Annotated in this window: 20 protein-coding genes; 11 read left to right on the top strand and 9 right to left on the bottom strand. The window is 65.7% G+C overall.

Features of this window, described 5'->3' with window-relative positions:
* Positions 1-158: 158 nt before the first annotated feature.
* The 8 genes from AB7245_RS20365 to AB7245_RS20330 all read left to right on the top strand — a co-directional run bounded on the left by AB7245_RS20365 (position 159) and on the right by AB7245_RS20330 (position 5,347).
* Positions 159-869 carry a Crp/Fnr family transcriptional regulator gene (locus AB7245_RS20365; RefSeq protein ID WP_439034776.1) on the top strand — a complete coding sequence of 237 codons (711 nt, stop codon included), beginning with the start codon at positions 159-161 and terminating at the stop codon, positions 867-869.
* Between the two features lie 48 nt (positions 870-917).
* A complete protein-coding gene (locus tag AB7245_RS20360; protein ID WP_063983687.1) occupies positions 918-1,133 on the top strand; it encodes a DUF6894 family protein in 216 nt (71 codons plus the stop codon).
* 106 nt (positions 1,134-1,239) lie between these two features.
* Positions 1,240-1,431 (top strand): hypothetical protein, encoded by a 192-nt coding sequence (locus tag AB7245_RS20355; RefSeq protein ID WP_063983688.1) that lies wholly within the window; start codon positions 1,240-1,242, stop codon positions 1,429-1,431.
* Between the two features lie 34 nt (positions 1,432-1,465).
* Positions 1,466-1,642: a hypothetical protein gene (locus AB7245_RS20350; protein WP_166095994.1), complete on the top strand. Its 177-nt coding sequence runs from the start codon at positions 1,466-1,468 to the stop codon at positions 1,640-1,642.
* A 61-nt stretch (positions 1,643-1,703) separates the two neighbouring features.
* Positions 1,704-1,925: a hypothetical protein gene (locus AB7245_RS20345; protein ID WP_063983690.1), complete on the top strand. Its 222-nt coding sequence runs from the start codon at positions 1,704-1,706 to the stop codon at positions 1,923-1,925.
* A 189-nt stretch (positions 1,926-2,114) separates the two neighbouring features.
* The gene (locus AB7245_RS20340; RefSeq protein WP_439034775.1) at positions 2,115-3,461 is read left to right on the top strand and encodes a caspase family protein; all 1,347 of its coding nucleotides are present in this window, start codon (positions 2,115-2,117) and stop codon (positions 3,459-3,461) included.
* 28 nt (positions 3,462-3,489) lie between these two features.
* Complete coding sequence (locus AB7245_RS20335; RefSeq protein ID WP_439034774.1) at positions 3,490-3,948, top strand: hypothetical protein; 459 nt, start codon at positions 3,490-3,492, stop codon at positions 3,946-3,948.
* 151 nt (positions 3,949-4,099) lie between these two features.
* Positions 4,100-5,347, top strand: coding sequence for a hypothetical protein (locus AB7245_RS20330; protein WP_439034773.1), 1,248 nt, complete (start codon positions 4,100-4,102; stop codon positions 5,345-5,347).
* Here AB7245_RS20330 and gmk read toward each other — a convergent pair.
* The 9 genes from gmk to AB7245_RS20285 all read right to left on the bottom strand — a co-directional run bounded on the left by gmk (position 5,280) and on the right by AB7245_RS20285 (position 13,883).
* Positions 5,280-5,939, bottom strand: coding sequence for a guanylate kinase (gmk, locus tag AB7245_RS20325; RefSeq protein ID WP_439034772.1), 660 nt, complete (start codon positions 5,937-5,939; stop codon positions 5,280-5,282). The two genes, AB7245_RS20330 and gmk, sit on opposite strands and share 68 nt — an antisense overlap.
* A gap of 3 nt (positions 5,940-5,942) precedes the next feature.
* The gene (locus AB7245_RS20320; RefSeq protein WP_063983695.1) at positions 5,943-6,830 is read right to left on the bottom strand and encodes a YicC/YloC family endoribonuclease; all 888 of its coding nucleotides are present in this window, start codon (positions 6,828-6,830) and stop codon (positions 5,943-5,945) included.
* 113 nt (positions 6,831-6,943) lie between these two features.
* Positions 6,944-8,221, bottom strand: a complete 1,278-nt coding sequence (mltG, locus tag AB7245_RS20315; protein ID WP_208086427.1) for an endolytic transglycosylase MltG — start codon at positions 8,219-8,221, stop codon at positions 6,944-6,946.
* A gap of 125 nt (positions 8,222-8,346) precedes the next feature.
* Positions 8,347-9,612, bottom strand: a complete 1,266-nt coding sequence (gene fabF, locus AB7245_RS20310) for a beta-ketoacyl-ACP synthase II (protein ID WP_439034771.1) — start codon at positions 9,610-9,612, stop codon at positions 8,347-8,349.
* Positions 9,613-9,720: 108 nt separating this feature from the next.
* Positions 9,721-9,960, bottom strand: a complete 240-nt coding sequence (locus AB7245_RS20305) for an acyl carrier protein (protein WP_008130699.1) — start codon at positions 9,958-9,960, stop codon at positions 9,721-9,723.
* A 307-nt stretch (positions 9,961-10,267) separates the two neighbouring features.
* A complete protein-coding gene (gene fabG / locus AB7245_RS20300; RefSeq protein WP_028147729.1) occupies positions 10,268-11,005 on the bottom strand; it encodes a 3-oxoacyl-[acyl-carrier-protein] reductase in 738 nt (245 codons plus the stop codon).
* Positions 11,006-11,017: 12 nt separating this feature from the next.
* Positions 11,018-11,977: an ACP S-malonyltransferase gene (fabD, locus tag AB7245_RS20295; protein WP_354131196.1), complete on the bottom strand. Its 960-nt coding sequence runs from the start codon at positions 11,975-11,977 to the stop codon at positions 11,018-11,020.
* Positions 11,978-12,149: 172 nt separating this feature from the next.
* Positions 12,150-13,175 (bottom strand): fatty acid desaturase family protein, encoded by a 1,026-nt coding sequence (locus AB7245_RS20290; protein ID WP_439034770.1) that lies wholly within the window; start codon positions 13,173-13,175, stop codon positions 12,150-12,152.
* 3 nt (positions 13,176-13,178) lie between these two features.
* A complete protein-coding gene (locus AB7245_RS20285; RefSeq protein ID WP_439034769.1) occupies positions 13,179-13,883 on the bottom strand; it encodes a TetR/AcrR family transcriptional regulator C-terminal domain-containing protein in 705 nt (234 codons plus the stop codon).
* Positions 13,884-14,229: 346 nt separating this feature from the next.
* On the opposite strand from AB7245_RS20285, the gene rpsF reads away from it, so the two are divergent.
* From rpsF to AB7245_RS20270, 3 genes are all read left to right on the top strand, one after another.
* Positions 14,230-14,736 carry a 30S ribosomal protein S6 gene (rpsF, locus tag AB7245_RS20280; protein ID WP_014495806.1) on the top strand — a complete coding sequence of 169 codons (507 nt, stop codon included), beginning with the start codon at positions 14,230-14,232 and terminating at the stop codon, positions 14,734-14,736.
* Between the two features lie 5 nt (positions 14,737-14,741).
* Positions 14,742-14,981 (top strand): 30S ribosomal protein S18, encoded by a 240-nt coding sequence (gene rpsR, locus AB7245_RS20275; protein WP_007592020.1) that lies wholly within the window; start codon positions 14,742-14,744, stop codon positions 14,979-14,981.
* 128 nt (positions 14,982-15,109) lie between these two features.
* The gene (locus AB7245_RS20270) at positions 15,110-16,087 is read left to right on the top strand and encodes a hypothetical protein (RefSeq protein WP_085402847.1); all 978 of its coding nucleotides are present in this window, start codon (positions 15,110-15,112) and stop codon (positions 16,085-16,087) included.
* The last annotated feature ends 18 nt before the right edge of the window (positions 16,088-16,105 follow it).

Genomic DNA, 16,105 nt, shown 5'->3' with positions numbered 1-16,105 from the left:
GGGCAACGCCGGACGCCGCGACGCCTCGCTGCTGCGAACTTTTCGGTTTCCCGCAAACACTTGTGTTCACTTTGGAACTGTCGGTTCCTGCGCGGAAACGTAGGGTTTTTCCCAGAGACGCCGATTCCCGGCCAACGAAGAGCCCAGAGACAAGAAGAGTGACCGGCCGGCCCAGGAACGATCTGCTGCGAAGGCTCAGCGCCCAGGATTTCGAGCTGCTCGCGCCGCACCTGCAATCGGTCGAGGTCGCCGCGAACCACGTTCTGCATCACGCCGGCGACGGCATCTCCGTGGTCCACTTCCCCTGCGGCCCTGCGTTCGTGTCGTTCGCGGTGCCGGTTGAGGATGACCGCGAGGTCGAAAGTCTCCTGGTGGGCCGCGAGGGCGGGGTCGGTCTTTCCGCAGGCCGCAGCCCGTCGCTGGCCTTTTCCCGCGTCGTCGTGAAGGTCGGCGGCACGCTGGTCCGCCTGCCGCTGCGCGCGCTCGAGCAGGCGCAGCAGCGATCGCCCAGCATGCATGAGATTTTTTCGCGCTACGCAGCCTGCCAGTTCGCACAGCTGCTCCAGACCGCGGCCTGCAACGCGGCGCATTCGATCGAGCAACGCGCGGCGAAATGGATCATTGCGGCCCGAGAGCATATCGGCAGCGACGAAATCCGCCTTACCCATGAGCAGCTCGCCAGCATGCTCGGCGTCTCCCGCAGCTATGCCAGCCGCGTCATCCAGACGTTCAAGGCCAGGCGCATCCTCGCGACCCGCCGCGGCGCCATCCTGATTCTCGATGCGCCGGCACTCGAGACAAGCGCCTGCACTTGCAACGGCGCGGTGAAGAAGCACTTTCGCGAAGTGCTGGGACGCTCGGCGGGCTAGAACGATCCGCGCAGCCGGAACATATTCGCGTGGCCCGCATTGCCCGACATGGCGCGGTACTTCTTTCATTTCGAGGGCCAGCAACCTCACACCGACACGACCGGTGAAACGCTCCTCGACGACGATGCCGCCTGGCGCGAAGCCGTCCGCCTCTCCCGCGACGTCGAGCATGCGCTGCGCCCCGGCGACAGCTGGACGCTCAGCGTGTTTGACGGAAGCGAGCCTGTCTTCGTGCTTGCAATGGTGACACGGCGGTTTCGCTGACAGCCCTTCCCGTCGCCTCCGCACCGATCACATCAGACCACCAATTGGAACGCCGCGAATGTCCCATGCGTTGGCATCTCGTGAGGCAACGACGGAGTCAAAGCCCATGACGAAGCCGCTGACGAAAACGGTCAAGCCTGTTCCCGCGGAGAACCAGAGCCACAAGGGTCCCGGCAGCACGCCGTCAATTCCGCTCGACACCACCAAGGGCCATCGCGACGACGAGAAGCAGAACATTCGCGAACAGGCCGAGCACGGCAACATCACCCAGAACACCACGAACAGGCGCATGGGCTAAAAGACCAGGGGGATCGAAGAGAGGAGACACGAACTTGGTCGATCTCGGCAAATGGTACGATCCGATATCCGAGCGCTGGATCGCACCACGTGAATCACGACTGGAGGAAAAGTCCTCTCATGCAAGCGAGAACCACGTCCTTGAGCTGCAGCGGACCATCGAAGTTCAGCGCATCTGGCGCGCACTTGTCGATTGCTGCGCCCGCGACTGATGATCTTGCGCGCACGCCGCGGCGGATCGACCCGCCGCCGGCCGCGCCGTTGTAACCCTGCATGAACGATCCCGCTTCATCCGCAAGGCCCGTCGCAACCGCGATATGCTATCTGTCTATCATTGTTGGCTGCGCCTGCCTGCTGCTGGCCGCAATCTGCATCGCCATCGCCTGCCAGGTCTTTATCCAGACCGGCGTGTTCGCCCAGTCCTACGCGCTGGTGGGACTCATCAGCACTGCGCTGGGATGTCTGGCGCTGACGCTGGCGCGGGTGTGGAAGTAAACACCGATCCATCCCTCATCATTCCGGCGTGCGTGCCCCGGGGTGGATGCCCGGGATAAGCCCGGGCATGACGGCCTGTAACGCTCCCATGCGATTGCCCTGCACAGAATGTCGCACCGCTTTTCGCCGGCGCGCCGGGCTGGTAGATTGGCGTCATTGCCTTGAAGAATTTTCGCTTTGGGGGTTTTCATGCGCGCGAGGATTTTCAATCGCGTCGTGGGGCTGGCGGCGCTGGCCGCAGCCCTGCTTATCGCCGGGGCGGCGCCGGCCTCGGCCGAGAAGCGCATTGCGTTGGTCGTCGGCAACTCCGCCTACAAGAACATCACGCCGCTCGACAATCCCTCCAAGGACGCGAGCCTGATGGCGGAGACGCTTGGCGCGCTCGGCTTCACGCTGGTCGGCGGGCGCGCCCAGCTCGATCTCGACAAGGGCGCGATGGATATCGCGGTGCAGAGCTTTGGCCGGCAGGTCCAGGGCGCCGACGTCGCGCTGTTCTATTATGCCGGCCACGGCGTGCAGGTCGCCGGCTCCAACTATCTCGTGCCTGTCGGCGCCAATCCGACGCGCGAGGCCGATGTCGATTTCCAGATGACCGACGTCAACCTCGTGCTGCGGCAGATGCAGGGGTCGGGCACGCGCCTCAACCTCGTGATCCTCGACGCCTGCCGCAACAACCCGTTTGGCTCGCGCGGCCTGCGCGCCTCCGACGGCGGCCTTGCGCAGATGCGCGCGCCGGAGGGCACGCTGATCTCCTACGCGACGCAGCCCGGCAACGTCGCGCAGGACGGCAGCGACGGCCACAGCCCCTACACCAAGGCGCTGGCGGCGACGGTCCGGACCGCGGGCCTCGACGTGTTCCAGACCTTCAACCAGGTCGGCCTCGCCGTGAAGCGCGCCACATCAGGCGCGCAGCAGCCCTGGGTGTCGTCCTCGCCGATCGACGGCACCTTCTATTTCGTGCCGCCGACGCAAAGCCCGCCGCCGCAGGTCGCGGCGATGCAGCCCGATCCGCTGCCGGCGGATCGGCTGCGCGCCGATCCCGATCGCGTGCCGCTGCGCGATGCCGCGCTGCTGAGCGAATTGAGTGAGCGGCTCTACGAGCTCAATTTCGATCCTGACACGCCCGATGGACTGACCCGTGCGATCACCAAGCTCCAGCAGAGGATCTCGATGGCGCCGACGGGCGAGGCAACCGAAGGCCTGCTGCTGCGGATGCGCAAGATGGAGGATCTGAAGCCGTGGGGCTCGATCGTATACGGGCCCGACAGCAGCAAATGGGGCATATCGTGGAACCACGCCTCGCGGCGCGCGGCGGTGGCGGATGCGCGCGGCAATTGCGCCGGTGCCAAATGTCCGATCGAGCTCTCCTTCTACGGCAACCGCTGCGGCGCGTTCGCGATATCAGACAAGTCCTGGTCGCTGGTCCAGCGCGACAGCATCCAGCACGCCAGGGATGCCGCGCTTGACGAATGCGGCAAGGCTGGCAAAGCTTGCCGCATTATCGGATCCGTCTGCGCCGACGGCTCCGGCCGCTGATACCTTTTTCATTTCGGATTGTTTCCTCATGCCCAATGCCGTCGTCCGTACGATCACCCTTGCGTCCCTCCTCAACCTCGCCCTCGCCTCGTCGTCCGCCTTCGCGCAGTCTGGCAGCGCCGGCGGCTCAATCGGCAACGACGAAAAGTCGTTGTCCGGCTCGCGCCAGGATACTTCTTCAGGCCGCTCGGCCGAACCGGCCGCGCCCTCACGCCGGAGCAAGCCGGCGACCGAGGAACGCTCGTCGCCTCGGCGAAGCGGAGGTGGCGGTGGAGGTGGCGGCGGTGGTTTCGACGGTGCCTGGGCGGTCGTCAGCGTTGGTTGCGGCGGCAGCACGAGCGGCGCTGTCGTCGTGAGCTCGGGCAAGATCATCGGCGAAGGCGTTCGCGGAACCGTCAGCACGGGCCGGCTCTCGGGCCGCAGTGGTTCCGGAACGTGGCGCCGCTCCGACGGCTGCGGCGGAACCTGGAGTTCGGCGAAGCAATAGCCCTCGAAAACGCCTGAATTCGCGGAGGAACGAACGCCGCGCAGGCCCGATTCAAGCCACATCCTCTCCGGATTTGCGGCTCATTGCCACCCAAGTCTTTGATGACAAAGGGAAGGTAAAGAGTTGCGTTATGCGTAATCGGGAGACCAGGATGGGCAACCGCACCGCGAAGTTCATATCTGCGCTTGTCGGCAGCATCATCGCCGGCGCACCACTGGCCGCCGTGTCGCAGAATGCGCCGGAGGCAACGAGCTCGGCAAATGCCGCCAGCGACTGCCTCGCCTCGCCAAAGGGCGTCGCGCCGCAGGGGCAGCATTGGTACTATCGCCTGGAGCGCGGGACCAAGCGGCAATGCTGGTATCTGCGCGCCGAAGGCGGCAAGGACAGCGCCAAGGCCGTGCAAACCGCGCAGGCTGCGCCCGATGCACCGACGGCAGATTCAGCAGCGCCGCCGCAGCAGCACCCATTGCAGGACGCACGCGCCGAATATCTGACGCCGCAGGGCAATACCGCGCCGACGACGCCGAATGCGCCCGCGCCAGCGAAACCGGCGCCGATGCAACAAGCTGCCACTCCCTCCGCCGACAGCAACGCGCAGCAGCCCCCGGTCGCCACGCGCTGGCCCGATGCCTCCGCCGCGGCTCCGTCGCCCGCACCGCAGGCTGCGCCCGCTCCTGTCGCCTCGCCCGCACCGCCGAGCGCGAAGCCGTCAAAATCCCCTGCCCCGGTCGCGCTTGCCGCAGCAGATGCCACCACCGATAAAGCGACCGGCTCGCTCCAGACGCTGCTGCTCGTGATCGGTGGCGCGCTGGCGCTCGCCGGCCTCCTCGCCAGCATCATCTATCGCTTCGCAGGCGGACGACGCGTCCGCGTCCAGGATCGTCGCGTCAATTGGGACAATCGGGAGCCGCACGACGACGGTCGCGCGCCCTGGCTCGAGGCGATGCCGACTGCCGCGCCGCGTGCGCAGCAGCCGCGCCCGGTGGATTTCGATGCCGCCCGTCCCCAGGCGGCCGCGCGTCGCCAAGCCCCCCAACGCGAAGCCACTCAGCGCGAAGCCGCGCAGCTCGAGGCGATCGATCACGCGATCGATGCCGTCGATCAGCGGGCGCCCCAAGCCCGCAACGAGGTCGCAGAGCTCGACGAGGCCAACATGTTCAACGGAGAGTTCGAGATCGAGGCATCGGCCCCCCGGCTCGCGGCCAACGACATCAATGGCAAAGAGTCGGCCAATCGCGATGACGATCTGCAGATCGAGGACGCCGTCGACGTCGACGTGATCACGGCGATGCTGGAACGGCTGGCGCAGGAAGGACCGCGTCTCGCGAAGCCTAACCTTGAAGCTGGCCTTGCAAACCTCGTACGAAACCAACGAGGCCAGTCCGCCGCTCGCGCTTGAGGCGCTCGGCCTTCAGGATCGACTGCACCTCGGCAAACGCCTCGTCGACCGCGTGGTTGATGACGATGTAGTCGTACTCGGCCCAGTGGCTCATCTCGTGGCTGGCGCGGCTCATGCGCTTGCGGATCACCTCGTCGGAATCCTGCGCGCGCGAATGCAGCCGCTTCTCGAGATCGGCGGCCGAGGGCGGCAAGATGAACACGCTGACGACGTCCGCGCGCGCCTTCTCGCGAAGCTGCTGCGTGCCCTGCCAGTCGATGTCGAACAACACGTCCTGCCCGGCCGACAGCGCCGCCTCGACCGGCGCACGCGGCGTGCCGTAGCTGTTGTCGAACACCGTCGCCCATTCCAGCAGCTCGTCGCCCTTCACCATCGCGTCGAACCTGGCCTTGTCGACGAACAGGTAGTCGCGGCCGTCGACCTCGCCGGGCCGCATTGCCCGCGTGGTCGCGGAGACCGACATCCGCAGGCCGGGCATGCGCTCGATCAGCAGACGCGACAGCGTCGTCTTGCCCGCGCCCGACGGCGAGGACAACACGAACATCAATCCACGCCGCTCGACACCGTCAGTTCCGTGACCGCCCGCCGTCATCAATCACTCCAGATTCTGGACCTGTTCGCGGAATTGCTCGACCACGTTCTTCATGGCCAGGCCCGTATTGGTCAGCTCGATATCGTTCGACTTCGAGCAGCAGGTGTTGACCTCGCGATGAAACTCCTGCGCCAGGAAGTCGAGCTTGCGGCCGATCGGGCCGCCCTTGCCAATCAGCTCGCGCGCCTGCGCGATGTGGGAGGCGATGCGGTCGAGCTCCTCGCGGATGTCCGCCCTGGTGGCGATCAGGATCGCCTCCTGCATCAGGCGGTCGGAATCGAAACGGTCGGAGGTGTCGAGCAGGGTTGCGATCTGCTCGGCGAGCCTCGCCTTGATCGCCTCGGGCTTGCGGCCCGGCGCGGCTTCCGCCTTCCTCGCCAGCACCTCGACCTCGTCGACCCGCTGGGTCAGGATCTGCCCGAGCGACGTGCCCTCGCGCTTGCGCATCTCGACGAGATCGGCGAGCGCCTTGTCGAAGGCCTCCGCGGCGGCGGCACGCGCGGCCTTGTCCTCCTCCTCGTCACCCTCGGGCTCGGCAACCTCGACGACGCCCTTGATGGCGAGCAGGCCGTCGACGCTCGGCGCGACCGCGTCGACCTTGCCGGCGATCATCGCGGCCGCCTTCAGGACGGCGTTGAGCACGTCCTCGTTGACGCGGACGGAGGCGGCGGCGTTGGCGCGCTTGACGTTGAGATTGGCGTAGACGGTGCCGCGCGACAAGAGCTCGCCGGCGCGTTTCTTGGCGTGGGCCTCGAGCTCGTCGAACCCCTGCGGCAACCGCACCCTGAGGTCAAAGCCCTTGGCGTTGACCGACTTCAATTCCCATTCGAACGTATACGGCCCGCTAGCGCCGTGGCTTCGGGCAAAGCCGGTCATGGACGACAGCGCCATCAGGTCAATTTCTCCGGACACAGGATTCGCGAGGCCCATCAGGCCACGCGAATCTTAAGACTATTTTGCAGGAAAGTGGAATCCGCAAAGTCCCGCAGGCAGGTCTGCGCGAACTAGCGCTGGACCACCGGCGGCGACGGCTGCACCGCGCCCTGGCGGGCGGGCGCGGGACCAGCGGGGCGAGCGGCTGGCGGCTTTTTCTGCTGATTGGGCCGCGCCGGCGTGGTCGCGGTCGGCGGATCCGCGGCAGCGCCGGGCGCGGCGGCCGCCGGCGGCTGCGCATCCTCGGCCGGCTCGACCGTGTCGTTCTGGATCTGCTTCTCCATCGCGCGCAGCTTGGCGACGTTCTTCTGGTGCGCGTCGTAGGTTTCGGTGAAGGCATGCCCGCCGGTGCCGTCGGCGACGAAATAGAGGTCGCGGGTGCGGGCCGGGTTGGCGGTGGCTTCCAGCGAGGCGCGGCCGGGGTTGGAGATCGGACCGGGCGGCAGTCCCTCGATCACATAGGTGTTGTAGGGCGAAGGCTGCGTGATCTCGCTGCGCTTGATCGGTCGGCCGAGCGTACCCTTGCCGCCGACAAGGCCGTAGATGATGGTCGGATCGGACTGCAGCTTGATTTTCTGCTTCAGCCGGTTGGCGAATACGGCGGCGACACGGCTGCGCTCGTCCGGCTTGCCGGTTTCCTTCTCGACGATCGAGGCCAGCGTCACCAGTTGCTCCGGCGATTTCACCGGAATGTCCTGGCTGCGGCGCTCCCAGATCTCGGCCAGCACGCGCTTGTGCGCCTGTTGCATGCGCTGGATCACCTGATCGCGCGGGGTCCCGCGCGGGAACTTGTAGGTCTCGGGCAGCAGCGTGCCTTCACGCGGCAATTCGCGGACGCTGCCGGTGAAGATGTCGTTGTCGGACAGCCGCGCCACGATCTGCTCGGAGGTGAGGCCTTCCGGGATCGTAACGGAATGCTGCACCACCTTGCCCTCGACGATAGTGGCGATGACGTCGCGCAAGGAGGCGTTCTTCTGGAACGAATATTCACCTGGCTTCAGGTCCGAGCTCGCCTTCAGCGCGGCGACGCTGGCGATGAACACCCAGGGATTGACGTCGGCCACGCCTTCCCGGTTCAGCGTCTCGGCGATGTCGCGCTTGCCGGCCCGCTGCGGGATGTTGACGATCTTGTCTTCCTTCAGCGGCCCCGGCGCCTCGAGCAATTGCCGGCCGTAATAGTAGACGCCGCCGGCGCCCAACATGGCGATCAGCAGAAGGGTGATGATGGCGTTGCCGACGATCACGAAGGGATTGCGCGCCCGATCCGATCGCCTCGGCGGCGGCGGAACCTGCTCGGGCTCCAGCGCTGCCCGCGGACTCCGGGGCGAAATGGGCGGCCTTTCACTCATCGAAGCAACCTGAATCCTGCCGGTTCAATCGCGGCCAGACAATCGCTTGTCGAGCCAATGCACGCGCCCACGGGGTATGACTATCGCTGAATACGGCAAAACGGTGGATTCGTTTCAAACGCAAACTAATGAACCAGGCGGCGGAAGATCACCGACGCGTTGGTACCGCCAAAACCGAAAGAATTCGACAACGCGACGTTGACCTCGCGCTCCTTCGCAATGTGCGGCACGAGATCGATCGCAGTCTCGACCGACGGATTGTCCAGATTGATGGTCGGCGGCACGACATTATCGCGAATCGCGAGAATGGCGAAGATCGCCTCGATCGCGCCGGCGGCACCAAGGAGATGGCCGGTCGAGGATTTGGTCGAGGACATCGCGACCTTGGAAGCGGCGTTGCCGAGCAGCCGCTCGACCGCACCGAGCTCGATCTCGTCGCCGAGCGGTGTCGAGGTGCCGTGGGCGTTGATGTAGTCGAGATCGGATGCCGTGAGGCCGGCGCGCTTGAGCGCTGCCGCCATGCTGCGGAAGCCGCCATCGCCATCGGGCGACGGCGAGGTGATGTGATAGGCATCGCCCGAAAGACCGTAGCCGATCACCTCGGCGTAGATCTTGGCGCCGCGACGCTGAGCGTGCTCGAGTTCTTCCAGGACGAGGACGCCGGCGCCCTCGCCCATCACGAAGCCGTCGCGGTCCTTGTCGTAGGGGCGCGATGCCTTCTCGGGCGTTTCGTTGAAGCCGGTCGAGAGCGCGCGCGCGGCGTTGAAGCCGGCAATGCCGATACGGCTGATCGGCGACTCGGCGCCACCGGCAACCATGACGTCGGCATCGCCCAGCGCAATCAGGCGGGCGGCGTCGCCCACCGCATGTGCACCGGTCGAGCAGGCCGTGACCACCGAATGGTTTGGCCCCTTCAGGCCGTGCGCGATCGAGACGTAGCCGGAGGCAAGATTGATGAGGCGGCCCGGAATGAAGAACGGCGACACCCGGCGCGGTCCGCGCTCCTTCAGGAGGATCGCGGTTTCGGCAATGCCGGTGAGGCCGCCGATGCCGGAACCGATCATGGTGCCGGTCGCACACTTGTCCTCTTCGGTCTCGGGATGCCAGCTGGCATCATCGAGCGCCTGGCCGGCTGCGGCCATGCCGAAGATGATGAAGTCGTCGACCTTGCGCTGGTCCTTCGGCTCCATCCAGGTATCGGGATTGAACGTATCGTTCGTGCCGTCGCCGCGCACGACGGTGCAGGCGTACTTGGTCTGAAGATCGGAGACATCGAAGCTCTCGATCCTGCGTGCGCCGCTTTCGCCGTTGAGGATGCGTTTCCAGGTCGGTTCGACGCCGCAGCCGAGCGGCGACACCATGCCGAGACCAGTGACGACAACCCGCCTCATATTCGAAAACTCCGCATCGAAAGATTCACGGCCAATAACAAGAAACCGGCTGACCGCTGGTCAGCGGCCCGTCCGGTTTCAATGTTGTCCCCGCGAAAATGAAGAGCCTTAGCTCTTCGCGTTCTTCTCGAGAAACTTCGTGGCGTCGCCGACGGTGAGAATCGTCTCCGCGGCGTCGTCCGGAATCTCGCAACCGAATTCTTCTTCGAACGCCATCACCAGCTCGACGGTGTCCAGACTGTCGGCGCCGAGGTCGTCGATGAAGCTCGCAGCGTCGACAACCTTCTCGGGTTCAACACCAAGGTGTTCGACCACGATCTTCTTAACCCGCTCGCCAATGTCACTCATTGCATAACCTCGTGTTGTTCCCTGTAGACCCGACCCCCCGGGACGATACGAGCCGTCGTGGTCGTTGACTGCCTTCGCTTACGAACTTTGATTGGCCCCATCTTAACCGATGCAGGCCCGGCGAGACGGCCAAGGCTCCGCATCGCCAATATACAGGGTTTCAAAAACCTGCAATGGCGTTCTTTGCCCATCCGTTGAGCGTCCGGTTATCATACTTCAACTGCCTTGACTACAAGCCTCATTTCGCACCGGAAACGGCCGTTTGCCGCATCCCGCACCGCCCTTGTGGGCAGTGCGGAAGGAGACGTCAGATCATGGCCATGCCGCCGTTGACGTGGATGGTTTGTCCCGTGACGTAGGCCGCTTCGTTCGAACTCAGGTAGACGGCGGCGGCTGCGATGTCCTCCGGCGTCCCCAGGCGGGCAGCCGGAACCTTGGCCAGAATCGTCTCGCGCTGCTTGTCGTTGAGCGCATCGGTCATCGGCGTCTTGATGAAGCCCGGCGCGATGCAGTTCGCGGTCACGCCGCGCTTCGCGTATTCGGCACCGAGCGTCTTGATCATGCCGATCAGGCCGGCCTTCGATGCCGTGTAGTTGCCCTGCCCGGGATTGCCGGTGACGCCGACGATCGACGTGATGGCAATGATACGGCCGAAGCGCTTGCGCATCATCAGCTTGGTCGCGGCGCGCGCCAGGCGGAAGGTCGAGGTCAGATTGATGTTGATGACCTCCTCCCAGTCCTCGTCACGGAGCTGGACGAAGAGATTGTCGCGGGTGATGCCGGCGTTGGCGACGAGAATGTCGACCTGCCCCATCGCGGCTTCCGCAGCGGGCACCAGCGCCTCGACCTCGTCGGCCTTGGAGAGATTGCAGGGCAGCACGTGGGTACGCTCGCCGAGCTTGCCGGCAAGCTCATCCAGCACTTCCTTGCGCGTTCCGGAAATCGCAACGGTAGCACCCTGCGCGTGCAGCGCCTGCGCGATCGCGCCGCCGATGCCGCCGGTCGCGCCGGTGACGAGCGCCTTTTTGCCAGTCAGGTCGAACATTGAAAAACTCCTTCAGGCCTGCTTCGCAGCGGCCAATGCATCCTTGGCAGCGGCAATGTCGTTGGGACCACCGACCGACACGCCGACGGCGCCGTCCGCAATGCGCTTGACGAGACCAGACAGCACCTTGCCGGCGCCGATCTCGAAGAAGCGGTTGACGCCCTGGCCTGCCATATAGGCAACCGACTCGCGCCAGCGCACCGTGCCGGTGACTTGCTCGACCAGGCGGCGACGGATCTCGTCGGGATCGCTGATGGCGCTGGCCAGCACGTTCGACACCAGCGGCGCCGCCGGCGCCTTGATCGTGACCTTCGCCAGCGCCTCCGCCATGGCGTCGGCGGCGGGCTGCATCAACTTGCAATGGAACGGTGCGGACACCGGCAGCAGCATTGCGCGCTTGGCACCCTTGGTCTTGGCAATCTCGACGGCGCGATCGACCGCAGCCTTGTCGCCGGAGACGACAACCTGCCCGCCACCATTGTCGTTGGCGGCCTGGCAGACCTGGCCCTGTGCCGCCTCGCCTGCGACCTCCATGGCGGCCTCGTAGTCGAGACCTAGGAGAGCGGCCATCGCACCGGCGCCGACCGGAACGGCTTTTTGCATTGCGAGACCGCGGGTGCGAAGCAACCGCGCGGTATCCGAGATCGTCAGGCTGCCGGCCGCAGCCAGCGCCGAATATTCACCGAGCGAGTGGCCGGCGACGAAGGCCGCGTCCCGTCCCACGGAAAACCCGGCTTCGGCCTCCAGCACGCGCAGGGTGGCGACAGATACCGCCATCAGCGCCGGCTGGGCGTTCTCTGTAAGCTGGAGCGTTTCTGCAGGACCATCCCAGATGATCGCCGTCAGCTTCTCCCCAAGCGCGGCATCGACCTCGTCGAACACGGCGCGCGCCAACGGAAAGGCGTCGGCCAGGGCCTTGCCCATGCCAACCGCCTGGGACCCCTGCCCTGGAAATGTGAATGCTGCCGTCATCGGCGCTCCCTGCTTGTCGGGCGTGATCCCTGCGAGAACCGGCAGCCGATGACGCACGGCCTTAGGCCATGGTTCCGGATCATGCTCCAAAGGGGGCCGTAGACACTGTCCGGGGCCGGAATGTCAAGCCAAGATAGGAACTTCGCCCGGGATTCAACGGGGAACGCTGGCCCTAGAATCCACCATTGGTCTGATTGGCGTCGACCGCCGCCCCTGCCTGCGCGCGGCGCGCGCTGTTCACGAGTTGCCCCGGCCGGTCATCCCGGTCCGGCTTCGCGGTCGCGAGCCGCAGCACCGCGGCGTAGCCCGGCTGCACCTCCATGCGGCCGGCGTGCCGGCTCGCACTCAGCAGGCGATGCACCTTCGGCAGATTGTAGCAGGGCACGTAGAACAAGAGATGATGCTCGAGGTGATAGTTCACGTAGTACGGCGCGATGAACAGCCGCTCGAGGAAATTCGCATGCGTGGTGCGGGTGTTGCGCAAGGGATCGCTGCTGTCGGGCACGACGGCGTGCTCGGCGATGTTGCGGATGCGGGTGATGACCATCATCCAGGTCAACAGCGGCACCAGCCATAAAAGCGGATAGGCCCACCACACGCCGGCTGCCGCGAGCGCTGCGAACATCGCGGCATTGGCGAGACATTGCGGGCCGAGCTTCTCCCAGAAATGCGCCGCGCGCTGCCGCAACGTCCAGTCCTTCGGCCCGAGCGCATTGAGCAGTTGCGCCTTGCGCTGCTGGTAGCCGGTCTGCCCGGTGATATCGCGAATGAACTTGCGGCGATAGCTCAGCTTGGTGATCGGAAACGGCGCCGACAGCACGAGATCGGGGTCGTCTTCCTGCTGGGTGCGCGCGTGATGCTGAAGGTGATAGCGCCGATAGCTGCGCGTCTCCGCGAAGAGAGGATAGGCGCAGAACCATTGGCTCAGGGCCAGATTGGTCTTCTCGTCAGCGGACAGGCAGCCATGCGCGCCGTCATGCATCAGGATCGCGAGCCCGAGCTGGCGCGAACCGATGATGGCAACGGCGAGAATGTAGGTGATCGGGTTGGGCCACCACGCGACCAAGACGATCGCTGCGACAATGAGTGCCCAGGCGTGGGCGATCAGCGCGACGCCTTTCCAGGTCACGCGCTGGCGCACGTCCGCGAGTTGGTCGTCGGTCAGGAAATCGCGGGCACGCATGCGAAGTGCGGTCATGGCCTAACCCTCCTCATTCGAATTGCCAGATGCATCGCGCTCGTCGACCAGACGGAGGCGCGCCGCGTCGCTGGCTGATTTCGCCTGCTCGCCGAGCACACGCAGCATCTCGGCGCACAATTCATCCGGCGACCGGCCCATCGCGTACCCCTCAAGAATGACGCCGATGGCGACGGCCCAGAACCGCCGCGAGCTTTCGTCGGGCGCACGCAGGGAGCGCCAGCCGTGCCGCGCGACCTGGCTCGCATAGGCGCGTGCGCCTTCACCGTGCAGGCGCTCGATGGTGCGCTCGACCAGCGGCGCAAGATCCTGACGCCGCCGGGTCAGCGTCAGCGCCTCGGCGAAGAAGGCGACCGAATCGCTCGCCGTCACGGTCTCGGCCAGCGCACGGGTGTAGTCCCGCGGCGTGCGCGCTTTCAGCGCCGCCTGCTCCGTCGCTCGCGCCAGATACAGCAGCTCGCGGCAGGCGCATTCGACGAACAGCGCCTCCTTGGTCCGGAAGTAATAGGTGATCTGGCTCGGGAACGCGTCCGCGGCGGCGGCGATGTCGGTGATGGCCGTGCCGGACAGCCCCCGCTCCCTGAACAGAGGGCTCGCCGCATCGAGCAGCAGCGACCGCATCTTGCGGCCGGCCGAACGTGTGGCCCGTGCCGCATGCTTGGGGTCGCCAGCCGCCTCTAACGGCTCATGGACCGACTTTTCCGCCATTGGGGTCCTCTACGTTGATTTATTTGTATGCTATACAAACAAACAAATCAAGCTGGTCTGGTCCGGGAGGACCGGTCCCGCCGCCCGCACCGGAACCATCCGGGGCCGAAAACACGGCCCTCCAACCTTGCAAAGCCGGCCAAAATCCGTATAAGCGCGCCATCCGCAGACCCCGGCCGGGAGCTGAACGGACGGTCTCAGCAAATCATTCGTGATTTTGGTGTGGCAGGGCCAGTCGGCCCGTCGTCCCGTGTTTCCGCCTTCTGAGCTTAATCCCAGAGTCCTTTCCGAAGGCCTCTTAAGGGCTTGACGCCGGGCGATGCGCCAACATGAGGAAAGGACCATTATGGCTCTCTATGAGCATGTTTTTCTCGCGCGCCAGGACGCGAGCACGCAGCAGGTCGAAGAGCTGACTGCGCAGATGACCGGCATCGTCGAGGGTCTCGGCGGCAAGGTCACCAAGACCGAGAATTGGGGCGTTCGCTCCCTCACCTACCGCATGAACAAGAACCGCAAGGCGCACTTCGTGCTGCTCAACATCGACGCGCCGTCCGCGGCGATCGCCGAGATCGAGCGCCAGGAGCGCATCAGCGAAGACGTGATCCGCTATCTCAGCGTCCGCGTCGAGGAGCTCGAGGAAGGCCCGTCGGCGATGATGCGCAAGGCCGACCGCGACCGCGAACGTGACGACCGTGGCGGCGGCTTCCGCGGCGATCGCGAAGGCGGTGGCTTCCGTGGCGACCGCGAGGGTGGTTTCCGTGGCGGCGATCGCGACGGTGGTGGCTTCCGCGGTGACCGCGGTCCGCGCCGTCCGCGCGACGAAGCTGAAACGACAACGCCGGATGCGGAGTAAGATCAATGGCTGAAGCTGGTGCACGCCGTCCGTTTTTCCGTCGTCGCAAGAGCTGCCCGTTCACGGGCGCAAATGCTCCGAAGATCGACTACAAGGACTCCAAGCTCTTGATGCGCTACGTCTCCGAGCGCGGCAAGATCGTGCCGAGCCGCATCACCGCGGTGTCGGCCAAGAAGCAGCGTGAGCTCGCCCGCGCCATCAAGCGCGCGCGCTTCCTGGGCCTGCTGCCCTACGTCATTCGCTAAGACGAATTCTGCCGGCGGCGACATCGCCGCCGGCCGCGCTTTTTTGGTTTCATAAGGCTTCCGGGTCGTCCGGTCGCCGATGGTTGGGGCAAGATGCCTCTAACCGCTCGAAGGGAGCGGGACAGCTGATGATGACTCTTGGACTGATAGCCCTGATCGCCGGCGCTGCGTCGGCCCTGATGTTCGCCTCGATCGTATCGGGCGCGCTGATCTCGCTCGTCCTGTTCTATCTCGCACCGCTGCCGCTGATGGTCGCCTCGATCGGCTGGGGCCCGCTTTGCGCGAGCCTCGGCGGCATCGCAGCTGCGATCGGCCTCGGGGCCCTGTTCGGCCTGCCCTACTGCATCGCCTTTGCCGTGACCGTCGCGCTGCCCGCGTGGTGGCTCGGCCATCTCGTCCTGCTCAGCCGGCGCCTTGGACCCGTCGCGCCGGAAGCCACCACCGAGCCGCCGGCCGAGCCCGAGCTCGAATGGTATCCGGTCGGCCGCATCCTGCTGTGGATCGCGGGCTTCGCCGCGCTGACCACGATCGCCGCCCTGCTCACCCTCGGCACCGACGCCGAGACCATCACCGGCACGCTGCGGCGCGGCTTGATGCGCCTGCTGCGCACCGCCGACCCGCAGACGTCAGGCGAAGCCGGTCAGTTCGTCGACGCGCTGGTGCTCATCGCTCCGGCCGCCGCCACCATCGTCGCGATGATGACGCTCACCCTCAATCTCTGGCTCAGCGGCAAGATAACGGCGACATCGGGCCGCCTGCTGCGTCCGTGGCCGGACATGATGACGGCCGAGCTGCCGCCGATGACGCTGGTGGCGCTCTGCATCGCGCTCGCGTTCTGCTTCACCGGCGGATTGCTCGCCATGGTCGCGCAGATCACGACGGCAGCGCTGATGATGGGCTATGCGCTGACCGGTTTTGCCGTGCTGCACACGCTGACGCTGGCGCTGAAGAGCCGCACCTTCTGGCTCGGCTCGACCTATGCCGTCGTCGTGGTGTTCGGCTGGCCCGTCATCGCGATGGTGATCCTCGGCCTTGCGGATGCCGTGTTCGGCTTCCGCGAGCGCTTCCTGCGCAGCCGCCAGCCACCGCCGCTGCCGACCTCTTAAGTTCAACCCCAAAACCCA

The sequence above is a fragment of the Bradyrhizobium sp. 604_D8_N2_3 genome (assembly GCF_051810765.1).
GTDB classification, from domain to species: Bacteria; Pseudomonadota; Alphaproteobacteria; order Rhizobiales; family Xanthobacteraceae; genus Bradyrhizobium; species Bradyrhizobium barranii.
Note: the sequence above shows the minus strand (reverse complement) of the source record. Positions and strands in the feature narration are given on the sequence as shown.

Excerpts from the sequence above, each read along its gene's own strand:
- AB7245_RS20360 (WP_063983687.1), top strand. The coding sequence starts at position 918 with ATGGCGCGGTACTTCTTTCATTTCGAGGGCCAGCAACCTCACACCGAC.
- AB7245_RS20355 (WP_063983688.1), top strand. The coding sequence starts at position 1,240 with ATGACGAAGCCGCTGACGAAAACGGTCAAGCCTGTTCCCGCGGAGAAC.
- AB7245_RS20345 (WP_063983690.1), top strand. The coding sequence starts at position 1,704 with ATGAACGATCCCGCTTCATCCGCAAGGCCCGTCGCAACCGCGATATGC.
- AB7245_RS20340 (WP_439034775.1), top strand. The coding sequence starts at position 2,115 with ATGCGCGCGAGGATTTTCAATCGCGTCGTGGGGCTGGCGGCGCTGGCC.
- AB7245_RS20335 (WP_439034774.1), top strand. The coding sequence starts at position 3,490 with ATGCCCAATGCCGTCGTCCGTACGATCACCCTTGCGTCCCTCCTCAAC.
- AB7245_RS20330 (WP_439034773.1), top strand. The coding sequence starts at position 4,100 with ATGGGCAACCGCACCGCGAAGTTCATATCTGCGCTTGTCGGCAGCATC.
- gmk (WP_439034772.1), bottom strand. The coding sequence starts at position 5,939 with ATGACGGCGGGCGGTCACGGAACTGACGGTGTCGAGCGGCGTGGATTG.
- AB7245_RS20320 (WP_063983695.1), bottom strand. The coding sequence starts at position 6,830 with ATGGCGCTGTCGTCCATGACCGGCTTTGCCCGAAGCCACGGCGCTAGC.
- mltG (WP_208086427.1), bottom strand. The coding sequence starts at position 8,221 with ATGAGTGAAAGGCCGCCCATTTCGCCCCGGAGTCCGCGGGCAGCGCTG.
- fabF (WP_439034771.1), bottom strand. The coding sequence starts at position 9,612 with ATGAGGCGGGTTGTCGTCACTGGTCTCGGCATGGTGTCGCCGCTCGGC.
- AB7245_RS20305 (WP_008130699.1), bottom strand. The coding sequence starts at position 9,960 with ATGAGTGACATTGGCGAGCGGGTTAAGAAGATCGTGGTCGAACACCTT.
- fabG (WP_028147729.1), bottom strand. The coding sequence starts at position 11,005 with ATGTTCGACCTGACTGGCAAAAAGGCGCTCGTCACCGGCGCGACCGGC.
- fabD (WP_354131196.1), bottom strand. The coding sequence starts at position 11,977 with ATGACGGCAGCATTCACATTTCCAGGGCAGGGGTCCCAGGCGGTTGGC.
- AB7245_RS20290 (WP_439034770.1), bottom strand. The coding sequence starts at position 13,175 with ATGACCGCACTTCGCATGCGTGCCCGCGATTTCCTGACCGACGACCAA.
- AB7245_RS20285 (WP_439034769.1), bottom strand. The coding sequence starts at position 13,883 with ATGGCGGAAAAGTCGGTCCATGAGCCGTTAGAGGCGGCTGGCGACCCC.
- rpsF (WP_014495806.1), top strand. The coding sequence starts at position 14,230 with ATGGCTCTCTATGAGCATGTTTTTCTCGCGCGCCAGGACGCGAGCACG.
- rpsR (WP_007592020.1), top strand. The coding sequence starts at position 14,742 with ATGGCTGAAGCTGGTGCACGCCGTCCGTTTTTCCGTCGTCGCAAGAGC.
- AB7245_RS20270 (WP_085402847.1), top strand. The coding sequence starts at position 15,110 with ATGATGACTCTTGGACTGATAGCCCTGATCGCCGGCGCTGCGTCGGCC.